The 20564-nt window shown below is 60.7% G+C and carries 23 protein-coding genes and 1 pseudogene; 6 read left to right on the top strand and 18 right to left on the bottom strand.

Annotated elements, in window-relative coordinates:
- Positions 1 to 160: 160 nt before the first annotated feature.
- Positions 161 to 859 carry a fumarylacetoacetate hydrolase family protein gene (locus CPY51_RS16110; RefSeq protein WP_111161222.1) on the top strand — a complete coding sequence of 233 codons (699 nt, stop codon included), beginning with the start codon at positions 161 to 163 and terminating at the stop codon, positions 857 to 859.
- Between the two features lie 16 nt (positions 860 to 875).
- Positions 876 to 1406, top strand: a complete 531-nt coding sequence (locus CPY51_RS16105) for a gamma carbonic anhydrase family protein (protein WP_111161221.1) — start codon at positions 876 to 878, stop codon at positions 1404 to 1406.
- Here CPY51_RS16105 and CPY51_RS16100 read toward each other — a convergent pair whose 3' ends face one another.
- The 4 genes from CPY51_RS16100 to CPY51_RS16085 are packed head-to-tail and all read right to left on the bottom strand — an operon-like array spanning position 1407 to position 4541.
- Positions 1407 to 2348 (bottom strand): alpha/beta hydrolase, encoded by a 942-nt coding sequence (locus tag CPY51_RS16100; protein ID WP_111161220.1) that lies wholly within the window; start codon positions 2346 to 2348, stop codon positions 1407 to 1409.
- A gap of 51 nt (positions 2349 to 2399) precedes the next feature.
- A complete protein-coding gene (locus CPY51_RS16095; RefSeq protein ID WP_111161219.1) occupies positions 2400 to 2795 on the bottom strand; it encodes a Fur family transcriptional regulator in 396 nt (131 codons plus the stop codon).
- Positions 2792 to 3619 carry a zinc ABC transporter permease subunit ZnuB gene (znuB, locus tag CPY51_RS16090; RefSeq protein ID WP_111161218.1) on the bottom strand — a complete coding sequence of 276 codons (828 nt, stop codon included), beginning with the start codon at positions 3617 to 3619 and terminating at the stop codon, positions 2792 to 2794. Before znuB ends, CPY51_RS16095 begins: the two co-directional genes overlap by 4 nt.
- Complete coding sequence (locus CPY51_RS16085; RefSeq protein ID WP_111161217.1) at positions 3612 to 4541, bottom strand: ATP-binding cassette domain-containing protein; 930 nt, start codon at positions 4539 to 4541, stop codon at positions 3612 to 3614. The genes znuB and CPY51_RS16085 overlap by 8 nt, the downstream gene beginning before the upstream one ends.
- Positions 4542 to 4648: 107 nt before the next feature.
- On the opposite strand from CPY51_RS16085, the gene CPY51_RS16080 reads away from it, so the two are divergent.
- Positions 4649 to 5584: a zinc ABC transporter substrate-binding protein gene (locus CPY51_RS16080; protein WP_195909545.1), complete on the top strand. Its 936-nt coding sequence runs from the start codon at positions 4649 to 4651 to the stop codon at positions 5582 to 5584.
- Between the two features lie 52 nt (positions 5585 to 5636).
- Here CPY51_RS16080 and CPY51_RS16075 read toward each other — a convergent pair whose 3' ends face one another.
- The 14 genes and pseudogenes from CPY51_RS16075 to CPY51_RS16010 all read right to left on the bottom strand — a co-directional run bounded on the left by CPY51_RS16075 (position 5637) and on the right by CPY51_RS16010 (position 18914).
- Positions 5637 to 6377, bottom strand: coding sequence for a PAS domain-containing protein (locus tag CPY51_RS16075; RefSeq protein WP_338049435.1), 741 nt, complete (start codon positions 6375 to 6377; stop codon positions 5637 to 5639).
- A 171-nt stretch (positions 6378 to 6548) separates the two neighbouring features.
- Positions 6549 to 7481, bottom strand: a complete 933-nt coding sequence (locus CPY51_RS16070) for a lipid A biosynthesis lauroyl acyltransferase (protein ID WP_111161215.1) — start codon at positions 7479 to 7481, stop codon at positions 6549 to 6551.
- 4 nt (positions 7482 to 7485) lie between these two features.
- A complete protein-coding gene (locus tag CPY51_RS16065) occupies positions 7486 to 8514 on the bottom strand; it encodes a zinc-binding dehydrogenase (protein ID WP_111161214.1) in 1029 nt (342 codons plus the stop codon).
- 54 nt (positions 8515 to 8568) lie between these two features.
- Positions 8569 to 9855, bottom strand: coding sequence for a beta-ketoacyl-ACP synthase (locus tag CPY51_RS16060; protein ID WP_111161213.1), 1287 nt, complete (start codon positions 9853 to 9855; stop codon positions 8569 to 8571).
- A gap of 14 nt (positions 9856 to 9869) precedes the next feature.
- The gene (locus CPY51_RS16055) at positions 9870 to 11075 is read right to left on the bottom strand and encodes a beta-ketoacyl-ACP synthase (RefSeq protein WP_111161212.1); all 1206 of its coding nucleotides are present in this window, start codon (positions 11073 to 11075) and stop codon (positions 9870 to 9872) included.
- A 43-nt stretch (positions 11076 to 11118) separates the two neighbouring features.
- Positions 11119 to 11592 carry a 3-hydroxyacyl-ACP dehydratase FabZ family protein gene (locus CPY51_RS16050; RefSeq protein ID WP_111161211.1) on the bottom strand — a complete coding sequence of 158 codons (474 nt, stop codon included), beginning with the start codon at positions 11590 to 11592 and terminating at the stop codon, positions 11119 to 11121.
- A gap of 123 nt (positions 11593 to 11715) precedes the next feature.
- Complete coding sequence (locus CPY51_RS16045; RefSeq protein ID WP_046797252.1) at positions 11716 to 11994, bottom strand: acyl carrier protein; 279 nt, start codon at positions 11992 to 11994, stop codon at positions 11716 to 11718.
- A gap of 238 nt (positions 11995 to 12232) precedes the next feature.
- Positions 12233 to 12655 (bottom strand): annotated as a pseudogene (locus tag CPY51_RS16040) (L,D-transpeptidase); the annotation flags it as partial.
- A gap of 147 nt (positions 12656 to 12802) precedes the next feature.
- A complete protein-coding gene (cbiB, locus tag CPY51_RS16035; RefSeq protein ID WP_111161209.1) occupies positions 12803 to 13780 on the bottom strand; it encodes an adenosylcobinamide-phosphate synthase CbiB in 978 nt (325 codons plus the stop codon).
- Positions 13777 to 14781, bottom strand: a complete 1005-nt coding sequence (gene cobD / locus CPY51_RS16030; RefSeq protein WP_111161208.1) for a threonine-phosphate decarboxylase CobD — start codon at positions 14779 to 14781, stop codon at positions 13777 to 13779. Before cobD ends, cbiB begins: the two co-directional genes overlap by 4 nt.
- A complete protein-coding gene (locus tag CPY51_RS16025; RefSeq protein WP_111161207.1) occupies positions 14778 to 16085 on the bottom strand; it encodes a cobyrinic acid a,c-diamide synthase CobB in 1308 nt (435 codons plus the stop codon). The genes cobD and CPY51_RS16025 overlap by 4 nt, the downstream gene beginning before the upstream one ends.
- The gene (gene cobA, locus CPY51_RS16020) at positions 16082 to 16924 is read right to left on the bottom strand and encodes a uroporphyrinogen-III C-methyltransferase (protein ID WP_111161206.1); all 843 of its coding nucleotides are present in this window, start codon (positions 16922 to 16924) and stop codon (positions 16082 to 16084) included. Before cobA ends, CPY51_RS16025 begins: the two co-directional genes overlap by 4 nt.
- A 321-nt stretch (positions 16925 to 17245) precedes the next feature.
- Positions 17246 to 18205: a nucleoside hydrolase gene (locus CPY51_RS16015; protein WP_111161205.1), complete on the bottom strand. Its 960-nt coding sequence runs from the start codon at positions 18203 to 18205 to the stop codon at positions 17246 to 17248.
- 346 nt (positions 18206 to 18551) lie between these two features.
- The gene (locus CPY51_RS16010) at positions 18552 to 18914 is read right to left on the bottom strand and encodes a cobalamin biosynthesis protein (protein ID WP_111161417.1); all 363 of its coding nucleotides are present in this window, start codon (positions 18912 to 18914) and stop codon (positions 18552 to 18554) included.
- Between the two features lie 206 nt (positions 18915 to 19120).
- On the opposite strand from CPY51_RS16010, the gene CPY51_RS16005 reads away from it, so the two are divergent.
- The 3 genes from CPY51_RS16005 to CPY51_RS15995 all read left to right on the top strand — a co-directional run bounded on the left by CPY51_RS16005 (position 19121) and on the right by CPY51_RS15995 (position 20519).
- On the top strand, positions 19121 to 19906 hold the full coding sequence (locus CPY51_RS16005; RefSeq protein ID WP_111161416.1) for a TSUP family transporter: 786 nt from the start codon (positions 19121 to 19123) through the stop codon (positions 19904 to 19906).
- Positions 19907 to 19971: 65 nt separating this feature from the next.
- Entirely contained in the window at positions 19972 to 20220 is a 249-nt protein-coding gene (locus CPY51_RS16000; RefSeq protein WP_111161204.1) for a type II toxin-antitoxin system ParD family antitoxin, read from the top strand.
- Complete coding sequence (locus CPY51_RS15995) at positions 20217 to 20519, top strand: type II toxin-antitoxin system RelE/ParE family toxin (protein WP_111161203.1); 303 nt, start codon at positions 20217 to 20219, stop codon at positions 20517 to 20519. The genes CPY51_RS16000 and CPY51_RS15995 overlap by 4 nt, the downstream gene beginning before the upstream one ends.
- Positions 20520 to 20564 lie beyond the last annotated feature (45 nt).

Here is a 20564-nt window from a genome sequence, read left to right as displayed (position 1 = left end):
AAAAAATTAACCATGTTTTCAGCAGATCGACGACCGATCGGAGATTTCAATAGCATATTTACCGATTTCGCGGGTGGATTTTATTGCTCCCGAAATCGTGGCTGGCCTTGTCGATGGAATCGGAAGACAACAGGTTTTTCATTGCTCGAAGAGTTGACGCATGTCCGAAAAGCCCGCCACCGTCATTCCCCTCCCCGCGCCCGTCCTGTTGCCGATCGATGCAACTGATGATCGCTTCCCGGTCCGCCGCGTCTATTGCGTCGGGCGAAATTATGCTGATCATGCGATCGAGATGGGGCACGATCCCAGCCGCGAACCACCGTTCTTCTTCCAGAAAAATCCCGACAATCTGCTGCCGGCGGGCGCAGACTTTCCCTACCCGCCTTTGTCGTCGGATGTGCATCACGAGGTCGAGCTGGTCATTGCGTTGAAATCCGGCGGCGCCGACATTTCGGCCGACAAGGCACTTGCCTGCATCTACGGCTATGCCGTCGGCATCGATTTCACCCGGCGCGACCTGCAAGGCGAGGCCAAGAAGGCCGGTCGCCCCTGGGAGATCGGCAAAGCATTCGAACATTCCGCGCCCGTTTCCGCGCTGATCCCGGCCGAGCGGATCGGCCACCCCGACAAGGGCGGCATCTGGCTGGAGGTGAATGGCAAGCGAGCGCAACAGGGCAAACTTGCGCAGATGATCTGGAAGGTCCCAGAAATCATCGCCGAGCTTTCGAAGCTTTTCACCCTGGCGCCCGGCGATGTCATCATGACAGGCACACCGGCAGGCGTAGGCCCGGTGAAACGAGGCGACCGCATCTCCTGCGGCGTTGAAGGCGTAGCGTCGCTCGACCTGTCAGTCATCTGATCGCGGAGGAAAGACGATGCCGCTTTATGCCCTTGGCGAGCTTGTACCGAAGACGCCCGCTCCCGACCGCTATTGGCTGGCGCCCGATGCGTCGGTCATCGGTCAGGTCGAGATCGGCGAGGATGTCGGCATCTGGTTCTGCGCCATCCTGCGGGGCGACAATGAGCCGATCCTGATCGGCCGTGGGACGAACATCCAGGAAGGCGTCATGGTACACACCGATCCACACTTTCCGACGACCATCGGCGAAGGCTGCACGATCGGCCATCACGCCATCGTCCACGGCTGCACCATCGGCGATAACTCCCTCATCGGCATGGGCGCGACAGTGCTGAATGGTGCGAGGATCGGCAGGAACTGCCTGGTCGGCGCCAATGCGCTGGTCACCGAAGGCAGGGAATTTGCAGATGGATCCTTGATTATCGGTTCGCCCGCAAGGGCCATTCGGACGCTGGACGAAGCAGCGATCGAAGGCCTACGCCGCTCGGCGGCAAACTATATAGCCAACTGGCAGCGCTTTGCGCGGGACCTGAAGCGACTGGACTGATCAGACGGTCGTCAGCATTCCGTTGAGACGAAGCCACGTTTCGACAAGCTGCGCCCAACTGCGGACTGCAGGTCGTGTCTTGCCCATGCCCCAGCCGTGGCCGCCTGACTGGAACACGTGGATTTCCGTTTCGATGCCGGCCGTGCGCAGAGCCTGAAACATCATCAGGCTGTGATCGACAGGAACGATCGGATCGTCCAATGCGTGGGCGAGGAAAATCGGCGGCGTATCGCGGGTCACGTGCCGCTCGACTGAAAACGCCTCGCGCAGATCCTGGGCAGGATGGCGGCCGACGATGTTCAGCCGGCTCTGCGTCTGGTCGAATGGCGCCATCATCGTGATGACAGGATAAAGCAGCGTCGCGAAGGCCGGCTTCAGCACTTGGCTGTCGATATCGTCTGTCGGGACGTAGAAGCTTTCGGCAGCGCCCGTCGCAAGCATCCCGGCCAGGTGACCGCCGGCGGAAAAGCCGAGAACGCCGGTGCGGGCCGGATCGATGCCCAGCCGCTCGCCTTCGGCACGCATGATCTTCAGTGCCCGCATGCCGTCGAGGAACGGCGCATGAATGCTCCAGCCTTCCTGCGGCACGCGATAGACGAGTTCGACCGCAGTGACGCCCCGCGACGCAAAATAGATGGCAGCCGGAGTACTCTCGTTGACGATGTCGACCTTCCGGTACCCACCACCGGAACATAACAGTATGGCCGCGCCACTCGGCTTGTCTGGCTTGTGGACGATCAGCCGCGGGGTGGAAATCTGCCTGAGGGCGCCGCGAGGCGTGAGATCTTCGCTCGCTGCCGGACCGGCGCCACCCGGCGGCTGGCCGGGCCAGAGGTTGATGACCTCCAGCGTCGCGTCAGGCGCTGTCGTTGCCGCCTTGGCCTGGGATGCGGCCGCGACCAACACCGCGCCGGCCAGAAAATTTCGCCGTTTCAAATCCATTGTCAGCCTGCCCCGCCGGACCATACAGATCAGGCGTATGCCACATGTTTATTACGAACACGTAGCACAATGCCCACGGATTTCGATGGTTGCCTTCTCGGCCTTAAATTTTTGCGATTTGAGCCAGTCCATCAGCCGGTGATCGACCTCGTGGTCGTGGAATTCGATCACCTGGCCGCAACCCTCGCAAATGGCAAAGGCGACCAGGCCGTGGTTGTGGCAGTCCTCGTTCGGGTGGGCGCAGGCGACAAACGAATTGATGCTCTCGAGCCGATGCACGACGCCGTATTCAAGCAGTTTCTCAAGCGCGCGATAGACCTGCAGCGGTGCGCGAAAACCGTTATCGCGCAGCTTGTCGAGGATCGTATAGGCGCTGAGTGGCGCCTCGGCCTTGGTGAGGACATCAAAGACGAGGGTCTGGTTCTTGGTCAGCTGCGGCGTGTTCATGAGCCTTGTCCTTCCTGTTGCGCGACCCGCGCGCTGCCTCGGCGGCCAAACGGCAGTAGGCTGATCATAAACAGGATCAGCGCTGCAACCACGATGGAGGGGCCGGAAGGCGTGTCATAGCGAAGCGAACCGAAGAGCCCGCCAACGACGGCCGCGGCGCCGACCAGCGATGCAAGCACAGCCATCGTCTCAGGCGTTGCGGCAAAACGGCGGGCGGCGGCGGCCGGGATGATGAGCAGCGAGGTTATCAGCATGATGCCGACGATCTTCATGGCAATGGCGATAACGACAGCCATCAGCAGCATGAAGAACAGTCGCGCCCGCTCAGGCCGCAAGCCCTCCGCCTCAGCCACATCGGAACTGACGGTCGACGCCAGAAGCGGCCTCCAGAGCCAGGCGATGGCAGCAAGCACCAGGATGCCACCGCCCCAGATCATGGCGATATCGGTCCAGGTCACCGCGAGGATGTCGCCGAACAGAAATGCGATGAGGTCGATCCGCACCCAGGTCATGAATGCGACCATAACCAGCCCGATTGCCAGCGTCGCATGCGACAGAATGCCGAGCAGCGCGTCGGCGGACAGCGCCTGCCGGCGCTGCAGGAAAAGCAGGAGGATGGAAACGATGGCCGCAACGACAAACACTGCAAGCGTCAGGTTCACCTGCAAAAGCAGCGACAGCGCCACGCCCAGCAGCGCGGAATGCGAGATCGTGTCGCCGAAATAGGCCATCCGGCGCCAGATGATGAAGCAGCCAAGCGGACCTGTCGTGATCGCCAGCCCAACACCGGCGACGAGCGCCCGAAGGAAAAAATCGTCAAGCATGACGCTCTCCCTCCGCCTTATCCCTTGGGGAAGCCCGGCCGGTCAGCTCCTCGTCGGAACCGTGCCGATGATCAGATACATCATCATGATGCCCGCCCTCGTGATGATGACCATGATCATGGTGCCCGTCGTCGGAATGGCAGTGATCGGTGATCGTTCCGTCCGCATGCTGCACTCGCCCGTCTGGCAAATGGGCGTGATCATGATGGTGGCTATAGATGGCAAGCGATGCCGCCGCGCGGCTGCCGAACAGGCGCACATATTCGGCACTCTGGCTCACCGCCTGCGGCGTACCCCGGCAGCAGACATGCCCGTTCAGGCAGATCACGGTGTCGGTCGCGGCCATCACTACGTGCAGATCATGGGAGATGAGGAGAATTCCGCATCCGGTTGAATTGCGGATGGATTTGATCAGATCATACAGCGCAATCTCGCCGCCGAAGTCGACGCCCTGGACCGGCTCGTCGAGCACCAGAAGGTCAGGCTTCCTGGCAACGGCGCGCGCGAGCAACGCCCGCTGGAATTCACCGCCGGAGAGATGCTGCACCTCGGATCTGGCCAGATGCGGGATGCCGACCGCCTCGAGCGCAGCCATCAGCTCGCGCTCGGCAAGCGGCCCGGTCAGCGTCATCAGCCGGCGCACGGTGAGCGGCAGTGTCCAGTCGATCGAAAGCTTCTGCGGCACATAACCGACCTTCAGGCCAGCAAGTCGCTCGATGCGTCCCTCGTCCGGCTTCAGCACGCCGATTGCAGCCTTGGCGCTGGTGGATTTCCCCGAACCGTTCGGCCCGATCAGCGTGACGATCTCGCCGCGGCGAACAGAAAAATCGATGCCGCGCACTAGCCACCGGCCGTCGCGAAGGATGCCGACATTGGAAAGCGATACGAGCGCCTGTGCCTGTTCATGGACGGGAGAAAGCATGTTTTTTCCGGATTGCGCAGTTGCGTCCTGCTATCGCACACGTTATAGCATTACGCAATTGATGTAATAACATAACGGTCTGCATTCAAGCGGAGCTTCTGACAATCATGGCAAAAGCCATCCTTACTTTGGCCGCCGGCCTGCTTTTCTCGAGCGCTGCATTTGCAGGAGACGTGCCCGAGGTCGTTGCCTCGATCAAGCCGATCCACTCGCTCGTTGCGGCCATCATGGATGGCGTCGGGAAGCCGGACCTGATCGTCGAAGGCGCCGCCTCGCCGCACACCTATTCGCTGAAACCTTCGAATGCGCGGGCTCTTGAAGCGGCCAAGGTGATCTTCTGGGTGGGTCCGGGCATGGAAGCCTTCCTCGAAAAGCCGCTGTCGGCGCTCGGCTCCAACGCAGTCATCGCGGAGCTGGACAAGGCTCCCGGAATAAAGAAACTCAAGTTCCGCGAGGGCGGCGCCTTCGAAGCCGATGACGACGGCGACGAGCCCGCGGCAGATGCAGGCAATCCGGCGCAACAGTTCGACACCCATCTCTGGCTCGACCCAATGAATGCCAAGGCAATGGCCGCCGAAATCACCACGACGCTTGTCGCGGCCGACCCGGCCAATGCGCTGACCTACCAGGCGAACCAGACAGCGCTCGATGACAGGCTCGATGCCCTCGACAAGGAGATCGTGGCGACGGTCGCGCCTGTCAAGGACAAGCCCTTCGTCGTCTTCCACGATGCCTACCAGTATTTCGAGCGTAAATATGGGGTTCGCGTCGCCGGCTCGATCACCGTCAGCCCGGACGCTATCCCAGGCGCGGCACGCATATCCGAGATTCATGAGAAGGTCGCGACGCTCGGCGCGACCTGCGTCTTTGCCGAACCGCAATTCGAGCCGAGGCTGATCGACGTGGTCATCGAAGGCACGTCAGCAAAATCAGGCGTGCTCGATCCCGAAGCCGCGACGCTGAAAGAAGGGCCGGAACTCTATTTCGACCTGATGCATGGAATAGCTAACTCGCTGAAGTCCTGCCTCTCGCAAGACAGCTAGCGCCCACTCCCGGAGACAACGGCTTGCTGCCCCGTCCGGAAGGTCGCCCAGATTAGCCGACCAACGCGTTCGTCTTCGCGTTCACATCCTGGAGCGTCAGAAGGGCGGCAAAAATGCCCCCCTTATCGTCCCTGAGCGGCGTCATGCGGCAACGCAGCGCCATGCCGCTTGTTTCAGTCATGTCATCCCTGAAGACATGGTCGATATTCTCGCCGGCAAAGCAGGCATCGAGCTTCTGCTTGGCAGTTTGTTCGAAGAACTCGGAGCCAATGAACTCCTTGACGTGCCGACCGATAAGCTCGATTGGCTTCATTTTCCGGTATTCGCCGTTCGCGGCGTTGCTGTAGAGATATCGGTAATCTCGGGTCACAACGACGACGCGATCGGGGAGGCTGTCGAGGATCGTATCGTTGAGCAGACGGCCGCGATCGAATTCCTCGGCATCGGGGTCCGTCTTCAGCGCCGGAAGCACGACCAGCGAATCGGAAGCCGGAGCGCTGGAGCCGGCAAAGTACCGGTCGATCAGAACGGATAGAGCCTGGGCGTTGCGAATAACCGACGCGCGATCGTCCGCCTCATCGCGGATGATGTTGCTGACGAACTGCAGCTGCATGTAGATTTCAAGCGCGCTGCTTGCCCGATATTCTATAATTGCCGTGAATAAGGGGCCCAACTCCCGGTCGAGAGCGTAAGCGAGTTCGTCGTCGCCAGTGTTGACGGCGCGTCGCATCAGTGCGCATTTTGTCGAAAAAGCGTGGAAGAGCGCTAGCAATATCCCCTCCTGATTTGCCATCGATGCGAACTCAGGCCCCCCGACCCAAGTCCACAAAAGGAACCTATCCATCCAGGCCAGCGGTTGGATATCGCGGCTGAACTTAAGTAAATCTGAGTAACATAACTTGCACCGGGGTTCAACAACCGGTATCGAATTCACCCATAGGTAGTATTGATTTCAGTAGAACTACTAAAGGATCTTCTTTTTGATATTCCACCTGTCATGATACCAGAGCCACTGCTCCGGATTTTCCCTGACCCAGCTTTCGACCTTGTCGTTCAGCATCTGAGCGGTGGCGGGCAAATCGAGATTGCCTTTGATATCCCGCGGAACCTCCATCTTCGGCTCGATCTCGAGCCGATAGCGATTGCCGGGAAGGCGCACGCAGCGTGCCGGGTAAATCTCGCAATTGAACTGCCGCACAAGCTTCGGCAACAGCGGATTGGTTTTTACATCGAGCCCGAAGAACTTCGTTTTCGCACCCTTGCGGAATTTCTGGTCGACGAGAACACCGACGCCTGCACCTGCTTCGAGCTGCCTTGCCAAAGCAAAGGAAGAACCGGCATGTGAAGGCACGAGGCGGCCCATGCGCTCGCTGCGGAAATCGAAAACTTTCTGCGCCACGTAGGGGTTGTTCGGCGGGCGGAACAGCACCGTCACCTTAAGCCCGAAGGCAGCACCGGCGACCGGTAGCAACTCGAAGTTGCCGGTATGCGCAGTAAAAACGATAAAAGGCCGCGGGTTGTCGCGAAGATCGAGGAAGATCGGGATACCCGAAACCTCGACCCTGCCCGGCTTTTCATTCGCCGGGTCGAAATCGAACAGCCGGTCGAGGAAAACATACTCAGCGGCCAACCGACCCATGTTGCCCCAACTGCCGATGGCGATCGCCTCGACCTCAGCCTCGCTCTTCTCGGGAAACGCATTGCGCAGGTTAGCCAGCATCAGCTTGTGCCGGGCCATGTGCGGGCCGATGGCTCGCATCAGCCTATCTGAGAAGCGTATGCCGGCATCGGCCGGAAACAGCTTCAGGAAATTGAGGAATCCGAAGGCGACCTGCGCAATCGACCATTGCCGAAAGCGCATCAGGGCAAGCACGATGCGGGTAATGAACAGCTTCAACAGATCAATCCATCTTCAGGATGATCTTGCCGAATATCTGTCTGGACTCCATCCGCTCCAGCGCCCGGTCGATATCGTCGAACCGGACTTCGGTGTCGATAACAGGGTGGACCAAACCGCGCGCCATCTTCTGCATCGCGTCCGCCATATTTTCCATGCGGCATCCGAAGGAGCCGAGCAGCTTCAATTGCCGCTGGAACAGCATCATCAGGTTCATCTCGGTCGAAACGCCAGATGTGGAACCGCAGGTGACCAACCGGCCACCGCGTTTCATGCAGAGCATGGAGCCCGCCCAGGTGTCCTTGCCGACATGTTCGAAAACGACGTCGACGCCTTCCTTCTTGGTAAGCTTGCGCACCACGCCCTCGAAGCGATCGACGCGGTAATTAATGACGTGGTCGGCGCCGAGCGCCTTCGCCTTCTCGATCTTGTCGTCGGAACCGACAGTCGTGATGACGGTGCAGCCTATCTTCTTGGCAAGCTGGATGGCGGCAGACCCGATGCCCGAGCCGCCGGCATGGATGAGGATGGTCTCGCCCGGTTCGAGCTTGGCGTTATCGAACAACATGTGCTCGACCGTGCCGAAGGTAACGGGCGCAAGTGCCGCAGCGATCGCGTCGACACCGGGAGGCGCCGGAACCAGCAGCCGCGCCGGCAGGTTGACCTTCTCCTGCGCAAAACCGTCGAGATGGAAGCCATGCACGCCGCTGACATGGTCGCAGAGATTGTCGCGACCCTCCCGGCACGCCCGGCAAAGACCGCAGGTGCGTGCACCGTAAATCGACACGAGCTGCCCGGGCAGTACGCTGGCAACGCCCGGTCCGATCGCCTCGACGACGCCGGACGCTTCCGCGCCGATCACCAGCGGCATCTTGCGCTTGGCAAAGGCCATGCCACGCCAACCCCAGACGTCGATGTGATTGAGGGCGACGGCCTTGACGCGCAGGGTGACTTCGCCAGGACCTGGCGCATCTGGCTCCGGCAGGTCGGTGATCTCAAGTTTACGGTCGTCGATCAGTTGCAAAGCGCGCATAGGAAAACCCTTCGCCCGAAGGCGTCGTATCTATCTCTTGGTTGAGGACAGCCTCTAAGCCGGATCGAGCGCCATGACAAGGCTGGCGTTCTGCCCGCCGAAACCGAAGGAGTTCGAAAGTATGGCGTGCACCTGTTTTTCGCGCTTCGTATTCGGCACGACATCGAGTGCGATTGCCGGATCGGGATTGTGGTAGTTGATCGTCGGCGGCAGCGTGCCGGCCAGCATTGTCTGCAGCGAGAACACCGCCTCGACGGCACCGGCCGCGGTCAGCGTGTGACCGATCATCGACTTGTTGGATGAAACCGGGATGGACGGCAGACGGTCGCCAAACACCGCGGACATCGCACCATATTCCATCTTGTCGTTTTCCGGCGTCGAGGTGCCATGCGCGTTGATATAGCCGATATCGGTCTCGTCCATGCCGGCATCGGCAAGCGCCGCGCGGATAGTCGCGATTGCCGGCGCGCCGTCCGGCGACGACCGGGTGCGGTGGAAGCTGTCGGCCTTGTCGCCGCAGCCCTTCATGATGCCGAGAATCTTGGCGCCGCGGGCAATTGCAGCCTCCAGCGATTCGAGCACCAGCGTCGCGGCACCTTCGGCGATAACAAAACCATCGCGGTCCTTGCTGAACGGCTTCGATGCCTTTGTCGGCGGATCGTTCTGCGTCGACAGGGCCGACAGCAGAGAAAAGCGGATCAGAGCCTCGGCGCTCAGCGAACCGTCGGTCGCGACCGTCAGCGCCCGCGTCGTGCGTCCCTGGCGGATCGCCTCGACACCAAGCTGGATCGCGGTGACGCCTGAAGCACAAGCAGTCGACAGCGTCACCGGCAAGCCGCGCGTACCGAATCGGTCTGCGAGCCGCTCGGAAATCGCGCCGAACAGAGCGGCCTCGTGGAACGCCGCGTCCGGACGCTCGCGCATGGCGGCGAGGAAGCGGTCATACGCGTCACCGGGATGATCAGCCGGCGGCGAACGGTCGGCAAGTTCGAAGCGCGCGCTCCACTCCGGCTCGATCGGCGGCGCGGCAAGGAACAGCGGGCCGTTGAAATCTCCGGAGAGACCGGCCTGCGCCAAGGCTTCGATCGTCGTCTCACGGGCGAAGGCATAGGAGCGCTCGACAGCGTTCGGAGCCGGGATATCGATGAAATCGACCGTGCCGGCGATGCGCGTCGAAATCCCGTCGGTCGGGAAGCGGGTGATATTGTGAATGCCGGAAACGCCCGATGACAGCGCATCCCAATTGTCTTTCAGCCCCTGGCCGAGCGACGTGATGATGCCCATGCCGGTGACGGCGACGATCGGGCGGCCCAGATGATCCCTGTAGGCGGATGTCGTCATGTTCCAGTCACTCCTCACGCTTCTGCGGAAAGTACGGCGATGCCCTCGCCGCGCACATGGCCAACGGTGGTCACGACAGCTGTCCGGGCGCCTGATTTCATCGGCACTTCATTATCGGCGTCGAATGGCGGCACTTTGGCGTTGTTCGCAAGCGCCAGCGCTGCAAACGCAACACCGAGGGGAAATTGCGTTTCAAGCCCGTGACCGGTGATACCGCCGTAGCCACGGATCGCCGCGTTCGGCAACGTCGCCTCCAGAAGCGCCTTCTCGCGAGCAGCGAGATCGTGGAAACCCGTGCTGCCTGAAAATACGACAGTGCCATCGCCACGCGCATCCTTCGCATCGTCGAACATGCGCGCGATCCGCGCTTCCATCTTGCCATCGGCACGACTGCCGCGATCGCCTTCGATCGAATCGATGGTCGCATAGATCCGCGCGCCTCGCGCTTCGGCATGGGCTCGCGATTCCAGCACGAGGAACGCACCAAGCGAACCGACGATCATGCCGCCGCCGTTCTCCGGCTTGCGCGACCACAGTGGATGCCAGTCGCCAAGTGCGTGGCCGTTGATCGATCCGATCAGGAGAATCATGTCGAGGCGTTCGGCAGAAAATGCGCCGCCGACCAGCGCATGACTGGATTCGCCCGATTTTATGCGGTGGAAAGCCGTTTCGACGGCGGAGATCCCTGCCGCTTCCTCGCCCATGAAGGTACGCGAGGAACCTGTCACCTTGTGAACGATGGAAATGTTGCCTGCGAGAAGGTTGGAAAGCTGCGCCAGGAACAATGTCGGGCGCAATTCCGTCGTCAGCTTCTCGTTCAGGAGCAACTCCCGATCATTGCGCTTAAGGCCTTCGTCGACGATCAGCGTATCGACGTTGATATCACGTTCGCCGCCGCCCGCCGCGACGATCATGTCCATGCTACCACAGGCTTCGAGGTCGTCCTTGAATCCGGCATCGTCGAGCGCAAGTCCGGCGGTGAAGACGCCGATGCGCTGCCAGTTTTCCATCTGCCGCTGATCACCACGCTTGGGGATCTGCTGGGACCAGTCGATTTCCGGCAGCGGATGCACCGGATAGGGCTTGAATTTCTCGGTTTCGACGATGGTTGCCGGTGCGCCGGCGGCCGTCAGCATCGCGACATGCGCATCCTTGCCGACACCCTGGCAGGTGACGATACCGACACCCGTCACAACCACATCATTCGGAGCCTTCGTCATGCATCAATCCTCTTGGCTGCGCCGCGCATTTGCCTGCGCGTCCTTACGCGCTGGCAGCGATGGCGTCGAGTAGCCCGACCTCGTCTGCCCGCTTGCGCACGATATCGGCCAGCGGCACTTCATTAAACGGCATGGTGCGCAGCTTCAACTGCGCATCGCAGACCTTCTTTCCAGCAATGGTGATCCGCGCCTTGGTAACAGCAAAGCCTGAACCGTCGTGCTCAAGCTCAGCCTCGATATCGAGCACGGCCTCCGGCTCGACGAAGGTCCGCATCTTCGCATTGTCGACAGTCATCAGGAACGGCATTGCCGCAAACTTGGTAACGGCGAGGACCAGCATGCCGGAAGCCTGCGCCATTGTCTCGATCAGGAGAACGCCGGGAACCAGCGGCATGCCGGGAAAATGGCCCTCGAAGACAGGGCTGTTGGCGGGAACCACGGAGCGGGCTTTCAACAGGCCCTTGGAGAGATCGACGGATTCGATCCGGTCAATCATCTGGAAATATTCCAGCAGCATCAGCACCTCCGATCCGGCCCGGCAAAGACTGAATTGCCTGGGCGGGATACGATACTTAAGAACGAAATCGCCCGGCCGCCATGTTTCGGAGCGGCTGGGCGCTAAAAAAGATGGGACGGTCGCTCAGGCCTTGGCGGCGCGCAGCTCGTCGATCTTGGCACAGAGGTTCTTGAGGACGAAATATTCCTCGGTCGAAACCTTGCCTTCGTTCACTTCCTGCGTCCACTGTTCCAGCGGAATCTTGATGCCGAATTCCTTGTCGATAGCAAAGACGATATCCAGGAAGTCGAGGCTGTCGATGCCGAGGTCGTCGATCGTATGGCTCTCCGGCGTAATCGTCTCGCGATCGATTTCACTCGTCTCTGCGATGATGTCGGCAACTTTATCGAATGTAGCAGTCACGCCCGTACCTCTTGAAATGATAGTTCAACCCTCGTCATAGGGAAATCCATTCCAAAAGCCAATGGTATCAGCCGGAGCCTGTAGAAATTTGGGGGGAGACTGTTGCCTAAACAGCAATGAAAGCCCTCGCCGATGCGGCGAAGGCCTGCGGCAGACGGCCAAGACCGTCGGGTTGCTACCGGCGTTGTGTAACGACAGCCGGCTCGCGGCTGGCAACGCGCTCAAGCTCGGGGCCACCGCTGATGATGATGTGCGTATTTCGCAAACCCGCTTCGGAGGCCAGCGAAAAGAACTTGGCAGCATTTTCGGTCTGAAGACGAACACAGCCATGCGACGCCGGCTGGCCCAGATGCTTCACCTCGAAGGTGCCGTGGACCGCATAACCGCCATCGAAGAATACGGCATAGGGCATCGGCGCGTTGTCGTATTTCTTCGAATGGTGATCGCGTGAAAGCCAGGTCGCGCTGTAGGAGCCGGTTGGCGTGACATACCCCTTGCGCGCGGTCGACACTTTCCAGCGATACTTGGTAACGCCATCCTCAGTGACGGTCATCGTCTGCGTCGGAATGCTGACTTCAGCGACCAGCGTCCCCGCATTTGCGGAAGCCGCATGAAACTGCAAGCATAAAACTGCGGCAACCGCCGCCATCGACTTCTTCATCTTCGTCCCCTCAATCGTGTCCCTGTATCGGGATGTATTCGACTGGGGAGAAGCTATCTGGAATTTGACTATATTAGCTTAATACAGACGCTGCATCCGGCGAAGACGAGCTGCCGCAAGCTTGTTGAGGGCCTCGAGAAATGCTGATCAAAGCAGGGCAAGGAACAAGATGAAGGTCGCCAAAGTGAGCACGGAGCAGGCCGAATAAAAGATCGATACCCCCGCTTCAACATCGCTGACAGTGGCAACATCGCGCCCTGCCCCGTTGATCATCGGTTCGCGAACGGTCTCCCCGCCATAGACCCTGGGTCCCGCCAACTGGATATCGAGCGCGCCCGCCATCGCAGCCTCGGGCCGGCCCGAGTTTGGCGAGCGATGCAGGCCTCCATCACGAACCGCCACGCGAATCGTATTGCCGAGCGCCGCGATACCGTTCTTGGCCAATGCGCCGGCGGCGATCAGGACGATCGACAGTCTTGCTGCCGGCCAATTGGCAATGTCATCCAGCCGGGCCGAGGCCCAGCCGAAGTCGATATAGGTTTCAGATTTGTGGCCGATCATGGAATCTGCCGTGTTTAGCATCTTGTACATGAATAGCCCCGGAAGCCCGAGAACGGCGTACCACAGCGCCGGCGCCACGACGCCGTCCGAGAAATTCTCCGCCAGGCTCTCGATCGCCGCCCGGCAGACGCCAGCTTCATCAAGCGTTTCGGGATCGCGGCCGACAATGCGGGAGACAGCAAGTCGACCACCCGCAAGTCCACTGCTACGCAATGCGTTCGAAACATCGTTGACGTGATCGGCAAGGCTTTTCTGCGCCAGGAATATCGCGACCAGCAAAGCCTCGACCATGATGCCGAGCCAGCCGAAAACGGCGAGCAGCGCGTGCAGCACCGAACCGGCGAGAAGGCTGCCGACCAGCAGCAGCAAGATCGCAATCACACCATTACGCCGCCGCATGGACGCCGTCAGCCGCTTCAGGTTCATCTTCCGGTCGAAGAACGAGATGGCCTTGCCGAAGACCACCACCGGATGCGGCACATGCGACCAAAGCCATTCGGGATCGCCTATGATGCGATCGAGCAGCAGGGCCAGAACCAGGATGAGCACATGTTCGTCCATCATCGGTTATCCAAATCAGACAGGGCCTGCGTCAATCTTTGGTCGGCACCGCTGTCCGGAGCTAGGCCAAAGCGCAACCAGTCAGCGGCATAGTCGAACTTGCGGACGAGAATGTGGTGCCGGGCCAGATGCGTATATATGTCGCTCGCGCGCCGATCGGCAACGAGGGCGAACAGATCCGTACCGCCGACAACGGTAAGGCCGCCTGCCGCCAGCGCCTCCGCGAGCGCAGCCCGACGTTCGCCGATACGCTTCGCGACTGCACTTGGATCGGCTGCGAGCAATGATGTCGCGATCGACAAGGCCGGCCCGGAGACCGCCCAAGGTCCAAGCCACTCCTCGAACCTTGCAAGTATCGACGCCTCCGCGATTGCAAAGCCAAGGCGAAGACCGGCAAGGCCGAAGAATTTGCCGAAGGAACGGAAGATGACGAGGTTCGGCATATCGATGGCGTACGGCGCAAGGCTCGTCTCGGGCGACATGTCGCCGAATGCCTCATCGACCAGCAGCAACCCGCCTCGGCTCTTGAGCTCGGCATGAAGCGCGATCAACCGGCCAACCGAAAGCACGCGACCGTCAGGATTGTTCGGATTGACGACGACGACCATCGCATGGTCCTCGCGGACGAGTTCGATATCCCCGATCGCATCGACGGCAAAGCCTACCGTCTCGAAGGCGCGCGCATATTCGCCATAGGTCGGAGCCAGGATCGCGACCCGCCTTCCAGGCTCGACGAGCCGAGGCAGAAGCTGAATGACGGATTGTGTTCCAGGCACCGGCAAGGGAGAAATGTAGCCGCTGCGATAGTAGTGCCGCGCCGCTTCGCGGGCCTGCTCCACCAGATATTGGTCCGGCAGCCTATGCCATGCAGCAACGGGGATATCGGGCAGGACAACGGGGTTGGGATTGATACCGGTCGACAGGTCGAGCCAGTCCTCCGGCCTCCCGCCATAAAGCCGCGCCGCCGCCGTGACGCCGCCACCATGAACGATCTTGACGCTCATGCAGCATCCCCGGCGAGGTCGATCAGATGCATAAAGGAGCCGGCCACATTACCCCGGCGAAGGCCAGCATGTCCGAGATCTACATGGAGAGCGTCGGTAACGGCAAACAATCTGTCCGCGCCGCCCTCCGAGACGATGGTCGAATAGTGAAACTCATGCGCGGTCATCGGGCGATCGAAGTAAGTCTTGGCAAGCGGTGTTACCCGCCGATAGCCCAGGTGCCGGTTGCGGTTCTCATAGCTGGTGACGAGCGGCAATAGTCCAAGCATCTCGTGCCGCGTGCCTGCCGCGTCGACCAACCCCTCGCCCAGCACCATGTAGCCGCCGCATTCGCCGTAGATGCGGGTGCCACGTCTGGCAGCCTCGGCCATCCCCGCCCGAAATGTCGCCGCTGCCGCAATGGTCCCGGCATGAAGTTCGGGATACCCGCCGGGAAGATAGATTGCGTCCGCATCGGCCGCGGGCGCCTCGTCGGCAAGCGGCGAGAAGAACATGATTTCCGCGCCGCGCCGGCGCCAGCCGAGCAGCATGTGCTCGTAGGAAAATGCAAAGGCGATGTCGCGCGCAACGGCGATACGTCGGCCGAGCGGCGGCAATCGCGGGATATTCGCAGTCGAGGCCTTGACGTTGCCCTGCTGCGCAGCGCGGAGAAGAAGGTCGAAATCGCATGCCGCCGATACGGCTTCCGAGGCGAGCTCGATGAACGCCTCCAGCCCGGAATGCTCCCCCGCCTGGACGAGGCCAAGATGCCGCTCCGGCAGGGCAAGCGCCTTGTCGGCCCGAACGACGGCAACTATGGGCATCCGGATCGCGTCGAGTGCCTGGCGCAGCATCGCCTCATGCCTGTCGCTGCCGACACGGTTGAGAATGACGCCTGCGATGCGGATATCGGCGCGGAAATTGGCAAAGCCGCTGACAAGAGCCGCGACCGACTGCGACATCCGCGAGGCGTCGACAACGAAAATGACCGAAAGCGCCAGCATCGCCGCGAGATCGGCCGCGGTTCCCCGGCCATCCGCCGCGCCGTCGAACAATCCCATCATCGCCTCGATGACGAGGGTCCGTCCCCCGCTTCGATGCAACGCCGCATTGGCTGATATCAATTCCCCGCGCATCGCCCATGGGTCGAAATTGAGGCAGGGCGTACCGCTCGCGGCCGTATGAAATGCCGGATCGATATAATCGGGCCCCGCCTTGCCGGGAGCAACGGATACGCCCCTCTTGCGAAGGGCGCGTAGCAGACCGAGCGTAATCGTGGTCTTGCCGGACCCGGAGGATGCCGCCGCGATCAACAGGCCGCTCATGCCGGGACCTTGCGGACCGCCGTCGGCGGCGTTTCAGGTTGCAGCTTGCGCCCGGAAAGAGCACCCAGCCAGTCCAGCGAAGGCCGCAGCCGGACAACTTCGCCGACCACGACGATTGCCGGAGGCTCGAGGCCCGAGGCGGCAACGGCGGCTTCCGCCTCGCCAAGCGTCGTTTCCAGCACCTGCTGCTGAGGCGTTGCGGCATTGCAGACAAACGCCACCGGCTCGCCAGGCGATCGACCGGCGGCAATGAGATTGGCGCTGATCTGGGCAATATGCTTCATCGCCATATACATGACGATCACGGGAGAGCCCCTGCCGATAGCCTCCCAGTTGATCGCGTCCGGCACCAGGCCCGACGAATCATGCCCGGTCAAAAAAGTCACCGCGTGGTTGATATCGCGATGCGTCACCGGAATGCCGGCATAGGCGAGCCCGCCGATACCAGCCGTAATCCCCGGAACGATGCGAAACGGGATATTGTGCTCGACCAGCATCAAGGCTTCCTCGCCACCGCGTCCGAAGACGAACGGATCGCCACCCTTCAGCCGCAGCACGCGCTTGCCGGATCGCGCAAGCTCGACCAGCCGCAGCGAGATATCACGCTGCTTGGCCGATGGCTTGCCGCCGCGCTTGCCTGCATATTCAAGCAGAGCGCCGTGCCGAGCAAGCTTCAGGCACTCGTCATTGACAAGCGCATCGTGGACCACGACGTCGGCTTCCGTCAGTCCCTTCGCCGCAAGCAGCGTCAGCAGCCCCGGGTCGCCCGGCCCGGCTCCGACAAGCCAGACACTGCCCGGCTCCAGGGCCGGGAGGTTGGAAAATGCGCTATCGTTCATCCCTGCTGTCCTATGCCCGCACAATCGAAATTGCAATCTCGGCAAGCTGCCCACCAATGGCTGACGCAGCCTCGCCAAACGGCAAGCTTTCGGTGCAAACACAGACTATAGAACAGCCCGGTCGACGATGCATCGATCGCAGCGCTATGTCGTTCTCCCTGTGCGACGTGGACCTTGAGCTGGCAAGCCGAATCAATTCGCGAGGTCGCTCACTCTCGACACGAGCATACGGCGATACGGGGCTGAAATGATTCGGAGATAGAGCGTCGAGCTTGGACAGTGAAGAGCGAGGCGGCCGAGCCGCCCCCTTCGACGCAGGTGTCAGCGGCTGGCGCCGCCAAGGATCGTGTCGCGGATGAGATCGACGACCTTTTCCGACTGGATGCCGGTGCAGACGGTCTGGCTCGGCAGGTTGTCCCAGTCTCCCGGCGGAAAGTGCTTGCCATCCGGCTTCACGATAGTCTGGCCATCGGCAATCCCGCCGCAGACCACACGCACCGGGCCCTTGATACTCGTGAAAAGCTCTGGCCCGACGATATAGGCGCTCGCGCAGCTGTCATGCACCATCATGCCGTCATCGACCGCATGCTTGTAGAAATCGATATAGGACTGCGACAGCTCATTGAGCAATTGAACGTCCTCGCCGCCAATCTTGGCCATGTCGGCCAGATAGCCTCGGCTCATCGTCGTGATCGCCGTGACGTCGAGGCCGATGACCACGACGTTCCAGGCCGCCGTCATGACGACATCGGCAGCTTCCGGATCGCCGTGGATATTGGCCTCCGCCACCGGCGAGACGTTGCCGGGCACATAGAACGAGCCGCCCATGATGACGACATCCTTCACCAGCCTGACGATGTCAGGATCATGCTTCAGCGCCAGTGCCAGATTGGTCATCCGGCCGACAGCCACCAGCCGCACCTCGCCCGGATTGGCACGAACCGTGTCGATGATGAACTGATAGGCCGGCCGCGGATCCGTCGGCAGGTCGATCGTGGCGGGGACTTCGATATCACCGAGACCGTTGTGACCATGCACGAAAGTCGGCCAAGGCCGCTCGTGACGCGAAGGGTCGAACGTAACGCTTGCACCCTTGGCAACCGGGCATGGAATATCCCATTCGCGCTTCAGGAACAGCGCATTGCGCGTCGTCGTCTCCACGGAGGCATTGCCGAACACTGTGGTAATGCCAAGCAGGTCGATCTCAGGATGGCGGTGGAGGAAGAGCAGAGCCATGGCGTCGTCAACGCCCGGATCCGTGTCATAAATGACCTTATGCATGATAGTTCCTTGTTACGCTTGCAACAGCCGGCGCCTGACAATTAGCAACCAGCGAAATGCCTCACCATACCGGCAGCCGCTGTTTCTGCAACGTCTGATCCGGTCTTGCGCGATTAGGTCACAGCTTACGGGCAAGACCGCAGTTGGACCGATAAATCGCGGCACTGGCGACTGAAATTTTCATCGATTGAAACATGATCTGCCTTTCAAAAGGGATAGGGCCAGGCGTGAATGCCAAGCGCAATATTTGCCTCGGCAATATGTTGGGAACGGACGACGACATCGTGACACTCGCGATCATGCACCCAACGGCGTCGTGCGCAAAGCTACCTCGATCGCCAGAAGTTCAGCCGATTTTTGCGATCGCCGCGGTCGCGAAGGCGGATTTGATCTTCGGCACCACGAGCGTCCCCGAGGGACCGGCGGCGGCTAAAGCGGCGGCTTCGGCCACCCCGTGGCACCCCACGCGCGCAAAAACAAGCTCCGACGGATTGGCGAGCCTCGGCGTTTCCCTTTCGAGGGTGGCGGCATCGAAGAATTTGACGGGGACGCCGAGTTGCGAGGCAATCGCGAGGATCGCCGGCTCCTCGCTTTTCATATCAATCGACGCAAGCTCGATAATCTCGCTCGGCATGATGCCAGCCTGCTTCAAGGTTCGCTCGGCGAGATCGGCCACATCGACTAGCGAAGCCCCGCGCTCGCAGCCCATGCCGAGCACGTAGCGCTCGGAACTGATGGTTGGATCGAGGCTCCGTGAACGACCGGCCAAGCGAGGCACTTTCTGAAACGTGGTGGAGATCGTGTCTAGCGCTCGCCCGTCACAACGTCAATTTGGCCTTCCGCTCTGAAACAACGGTTGCCGGAAAACGCAACCAATGCAACAAGGCAACGCCCTCCAATTTCCAGAGCCCCACCTTGCAAGACATTTCCCTCAATTTGCTGCTTCTCCTGTTCGTTGCTGCCTTTTTTGCCGGCTTTGTCGATTCGATTGCCGGCGGCGGCGGGCTGATCACCGTGCCTGCCATGCTGATCGCCGGCATACCGCCGCTGCAGACGCTCGGAACCAACAAAGTCCAGTCCATCTTCGGCGCCGGCTCGGCAACGCTTGCCTATGCCCGCAAAGGCCATGTGAAGCTCCGCACCCAGCTGCCAATGGCCCTGATGGCAGTCATAGGCGGTGCTCTGGGCGCAGCTCTCGCCACCGTTATGCCGAGCGACGTCCTGCGCATCATCTTGCCTTTCCTGTTGATCGGCATTGCAATCTTTTTTGCCTTCAAGCCCAATCTCGGCGACGTAGAAAGACACCGGCGCATGGCGCCGATGCTTTTCGGCTTCACCTTCGTGCCGCTGATAGGCTTTTACGACGGTGCTTTTGGTCCCGGCACCGGCTCGTTCCTGATGCTCGCCTTCGTGACGCTTGCCGGCTTCGGTCTGCTAAAGGCGACGGCGCATACCAAGTTGCTGAACTTTGGCTCCAACCTCGGCGCCTTGATCGTCTTCATCTTCTCCGGCGCGATCCTCTGGAAAATCGGCCTGACCATGGGCCTCGGCCAGTTCCTCGGCGCCCAGGTCGGATCACGGGTCGCCATGCGCATCGGCGCGAAGATCATCAAGCCACTGCTCGTCATCGTCTGCCTCGCCTTTGCCATCAAGCTGATCGCCGACCCCGCCAATCCGGTGAGGGTCTGGCTGGGCATATAACAGGCTTTATCTTTGCAGCGCGTCAGGCTATATTCATATATATTCCAAATGAATATAGGTGATGCATGGCAACGACGAGTCTTAGCCTGGGAAATCATTGGGAAGGTTTTATTCGCGAACAGATTTCGACCGGCCGCTACGGCTCGGCGAGCGAAGTTGTTCGTGATGCATTGCGAACGATGGAAGAGCGCCTTGCACGACTTGAAGCGCTCCGCGGTCATCTCGCCGAAGGCGCTGCGCAAGCGGGAAAAGGTGAGTTCGTGCAAGATTTTACCATCGATGCAGTCATCGATAGTCTCAATAGCGAGAGATGAGCCGCTACCGCATAACCCCGCGTGCGCTTCGCGATCTGATGGAAATAGGCAGGTACACGGAAGCGGCCTGGGGTCGAAAAAAGCGCGACGACTATCTGCGCAAGCTTGAAAGTCGTTTCGCATGGCTTGCCGAGCAGCCGAGCTTGGGCAAGAAGCGCTTCGATATTCAAGAAGGCTATTTTTGCTTCCCGGAAGGTCAGCATTTGATCTTCTATCTGATCGCTCCCGGCGAGATACACATTATCGGCGTCCCGCATCAGACAATGGACATTCCGGGGTTCTTTGACATCGCGCCGTGAAGACCGGTGCGTTTTACCACCCCAACGCGATGATGCATCCAGTCG

The organism is Arminella tubonensis (assembly GCF_003240585.1).
GTDB lineage: Bacteria > Pseudomonadota > Alphaproteobacteria > Rhizobiales > Rhizobiaceae > Rhizobium > Rhizobium tubonense.
This window is presented reverse-complemented; position numbering and strand designations above follow the sequence as displayed.

What these genes read in the sequence shown, in the direction of transcription:
- cbiB (WP_111161209.1), bottom strand. Translation starts at nt 13,780, where the DNA reads ATGATGGACGAACATGTGCTCATCCTGGTTCTGGCCCTGCTGCTCGAT.
- cobD (WP_111161208.1), bottom strand. Translation starts at nt 14,781, where the DNA reads ATGAGCGTCAAGATCGTTCATGGTGGCGGCGTCACGGCGGCGGCGCGG.
- CPY51_RS16100 (WP_111161220.1), bottom strand. Translation starts at nt 2,348, where the DNA reads ATGGATTTGAAACGGCGAAATTTTCTGGCCGGCGCGGTGTTGGTCGCG.
- CPY51_RS16085 (WP_111161217.1), bottom strand. Translation starts at nt 4,541, where the DNA reads ATGCTTTCTCCCGTCCATGAACAGGCACAGGCGCTCGTATCGCTTTCC.
- CPY51_RS16055 (WP_111161212.1), bottom strand. Translation starts at nt 11,075, where the DNA reads ATGACGAAGGCTCCGAATGATGTGGTTGTGACGGGTGTCGGTATCGTC.
- cobA (WP_111161206.1), bottom strand. Translation starts at nt 16,924, where the DNA reads ATGAACGATAGCGCATTTTCCAACCTCCCGGCCCTGGAGCCGGGCAGT.
- CPY51_RS16015 (WP_111161205.1), bottom strand. Translation starts at nt 18,205, where the DNA reads ATGCATAAGGTCATTTATGACACGGATCCGGGCGTTGACGACGCCATG.
- CPY51_RS16110 (WP_111161222.1), top strand. Translation starts at nt 161, where the DNA reads ATGTCCGAAAAGCCCGCCACCGTCATTCCCCTCCCCGCGCCCGTCCTG.
- CPY51_RS16065 (WP_111161214.1), bottom strand. Translation starts at nt 8,514, where the DNA reads ATGCGCGCTTTGCAACTGATCGACGACCGTAAACTTGAGATCACCGAC.
- CPY51_RS15995 (WP_111161203.1), top strand. Translation starts at nt 20,217, where the DNA reads ATGAGCCGCTACCGCATAACCCCGCGTGCGCTTCGCGATCTGATGGAA.
- CPY51_RS16105 (WP_111161221.1), top strand. Translation starts at nt 876, where the DNA reads ATGCCGCTTTATGCCCTTGGCGAGCTTGTACCGAAGACGCCCGCTCCC.
- znuB (WP_111161218.1), bottom strand. Translation starts at nt 3,619, where the DNA reads ATGCTTGACGATTTTTTCCTTCGGGCGCTCGTCGCCGGTGTTGGGCTG.
- CPY51_RS16060 (WP_111161213.1), bottom strand. Translation starts at nt 9,855, where the DNA reads ATGACGACATCCGCCTACAGGGATCATCTGGGCCGCCCGATCGTCGCC.
- CPY51_RS16010 (WP_111161417.1), bottom strand. Translation starts at nt 18,914, where the DNA reads ATGGGCTGCGAGCGCGGGGCTTCGCTAGTCGATGTGGCCGATCTCGCC.
- CPY51_RS16075 (WP_338049435.1), bottom strand. Translation starts at nt 6,377, where the DNA reads ATGGCAAATCAGGAGGGGATATTGCTAGCGCTCTTCCACGCTTTTTCG.
- CPY51_RS16000 (WP_111161204.1), top strand. Translation starts at nt 19,972, where the DNA reads ATGGCAACGACGAGTCTTAGCCTGGGAAATCATTGGGAAGGTTTTATT.
- CPY51_RS16050 (WP_111161211.1), bottom strand. Translation starts at nt 11,592, where the DNA reads ATGCTGCTGGAATATTTCCAGATGATTGACCGGATCGAATCCGTCGAT.
- CPY51_RS16080 (WP_195909545.1), top strand. Translation starts at nt 4,649, where the DNA reads ATGGCAAAAGCCATCCTTACTTTGGCCGCCGGCCTGCTTTTCTCGAGC.
- CPY51_RS16095 (WP_111161219.1), bottom strand. Translation starts at nt 2,795, where the DNA reads ATGAACACGCCGCAGCTGACCAAGAACCAGACCCTCGTCTTTGATGTC.
- CPY51_RS16025 (WP_111161207.1), bottom strand. Translation starts at nt 16,085, where the DNA reads ATGAGCGGCCTGTTGATCGCGGCGGCATCCTCCGGGTCCGGCAAGACC.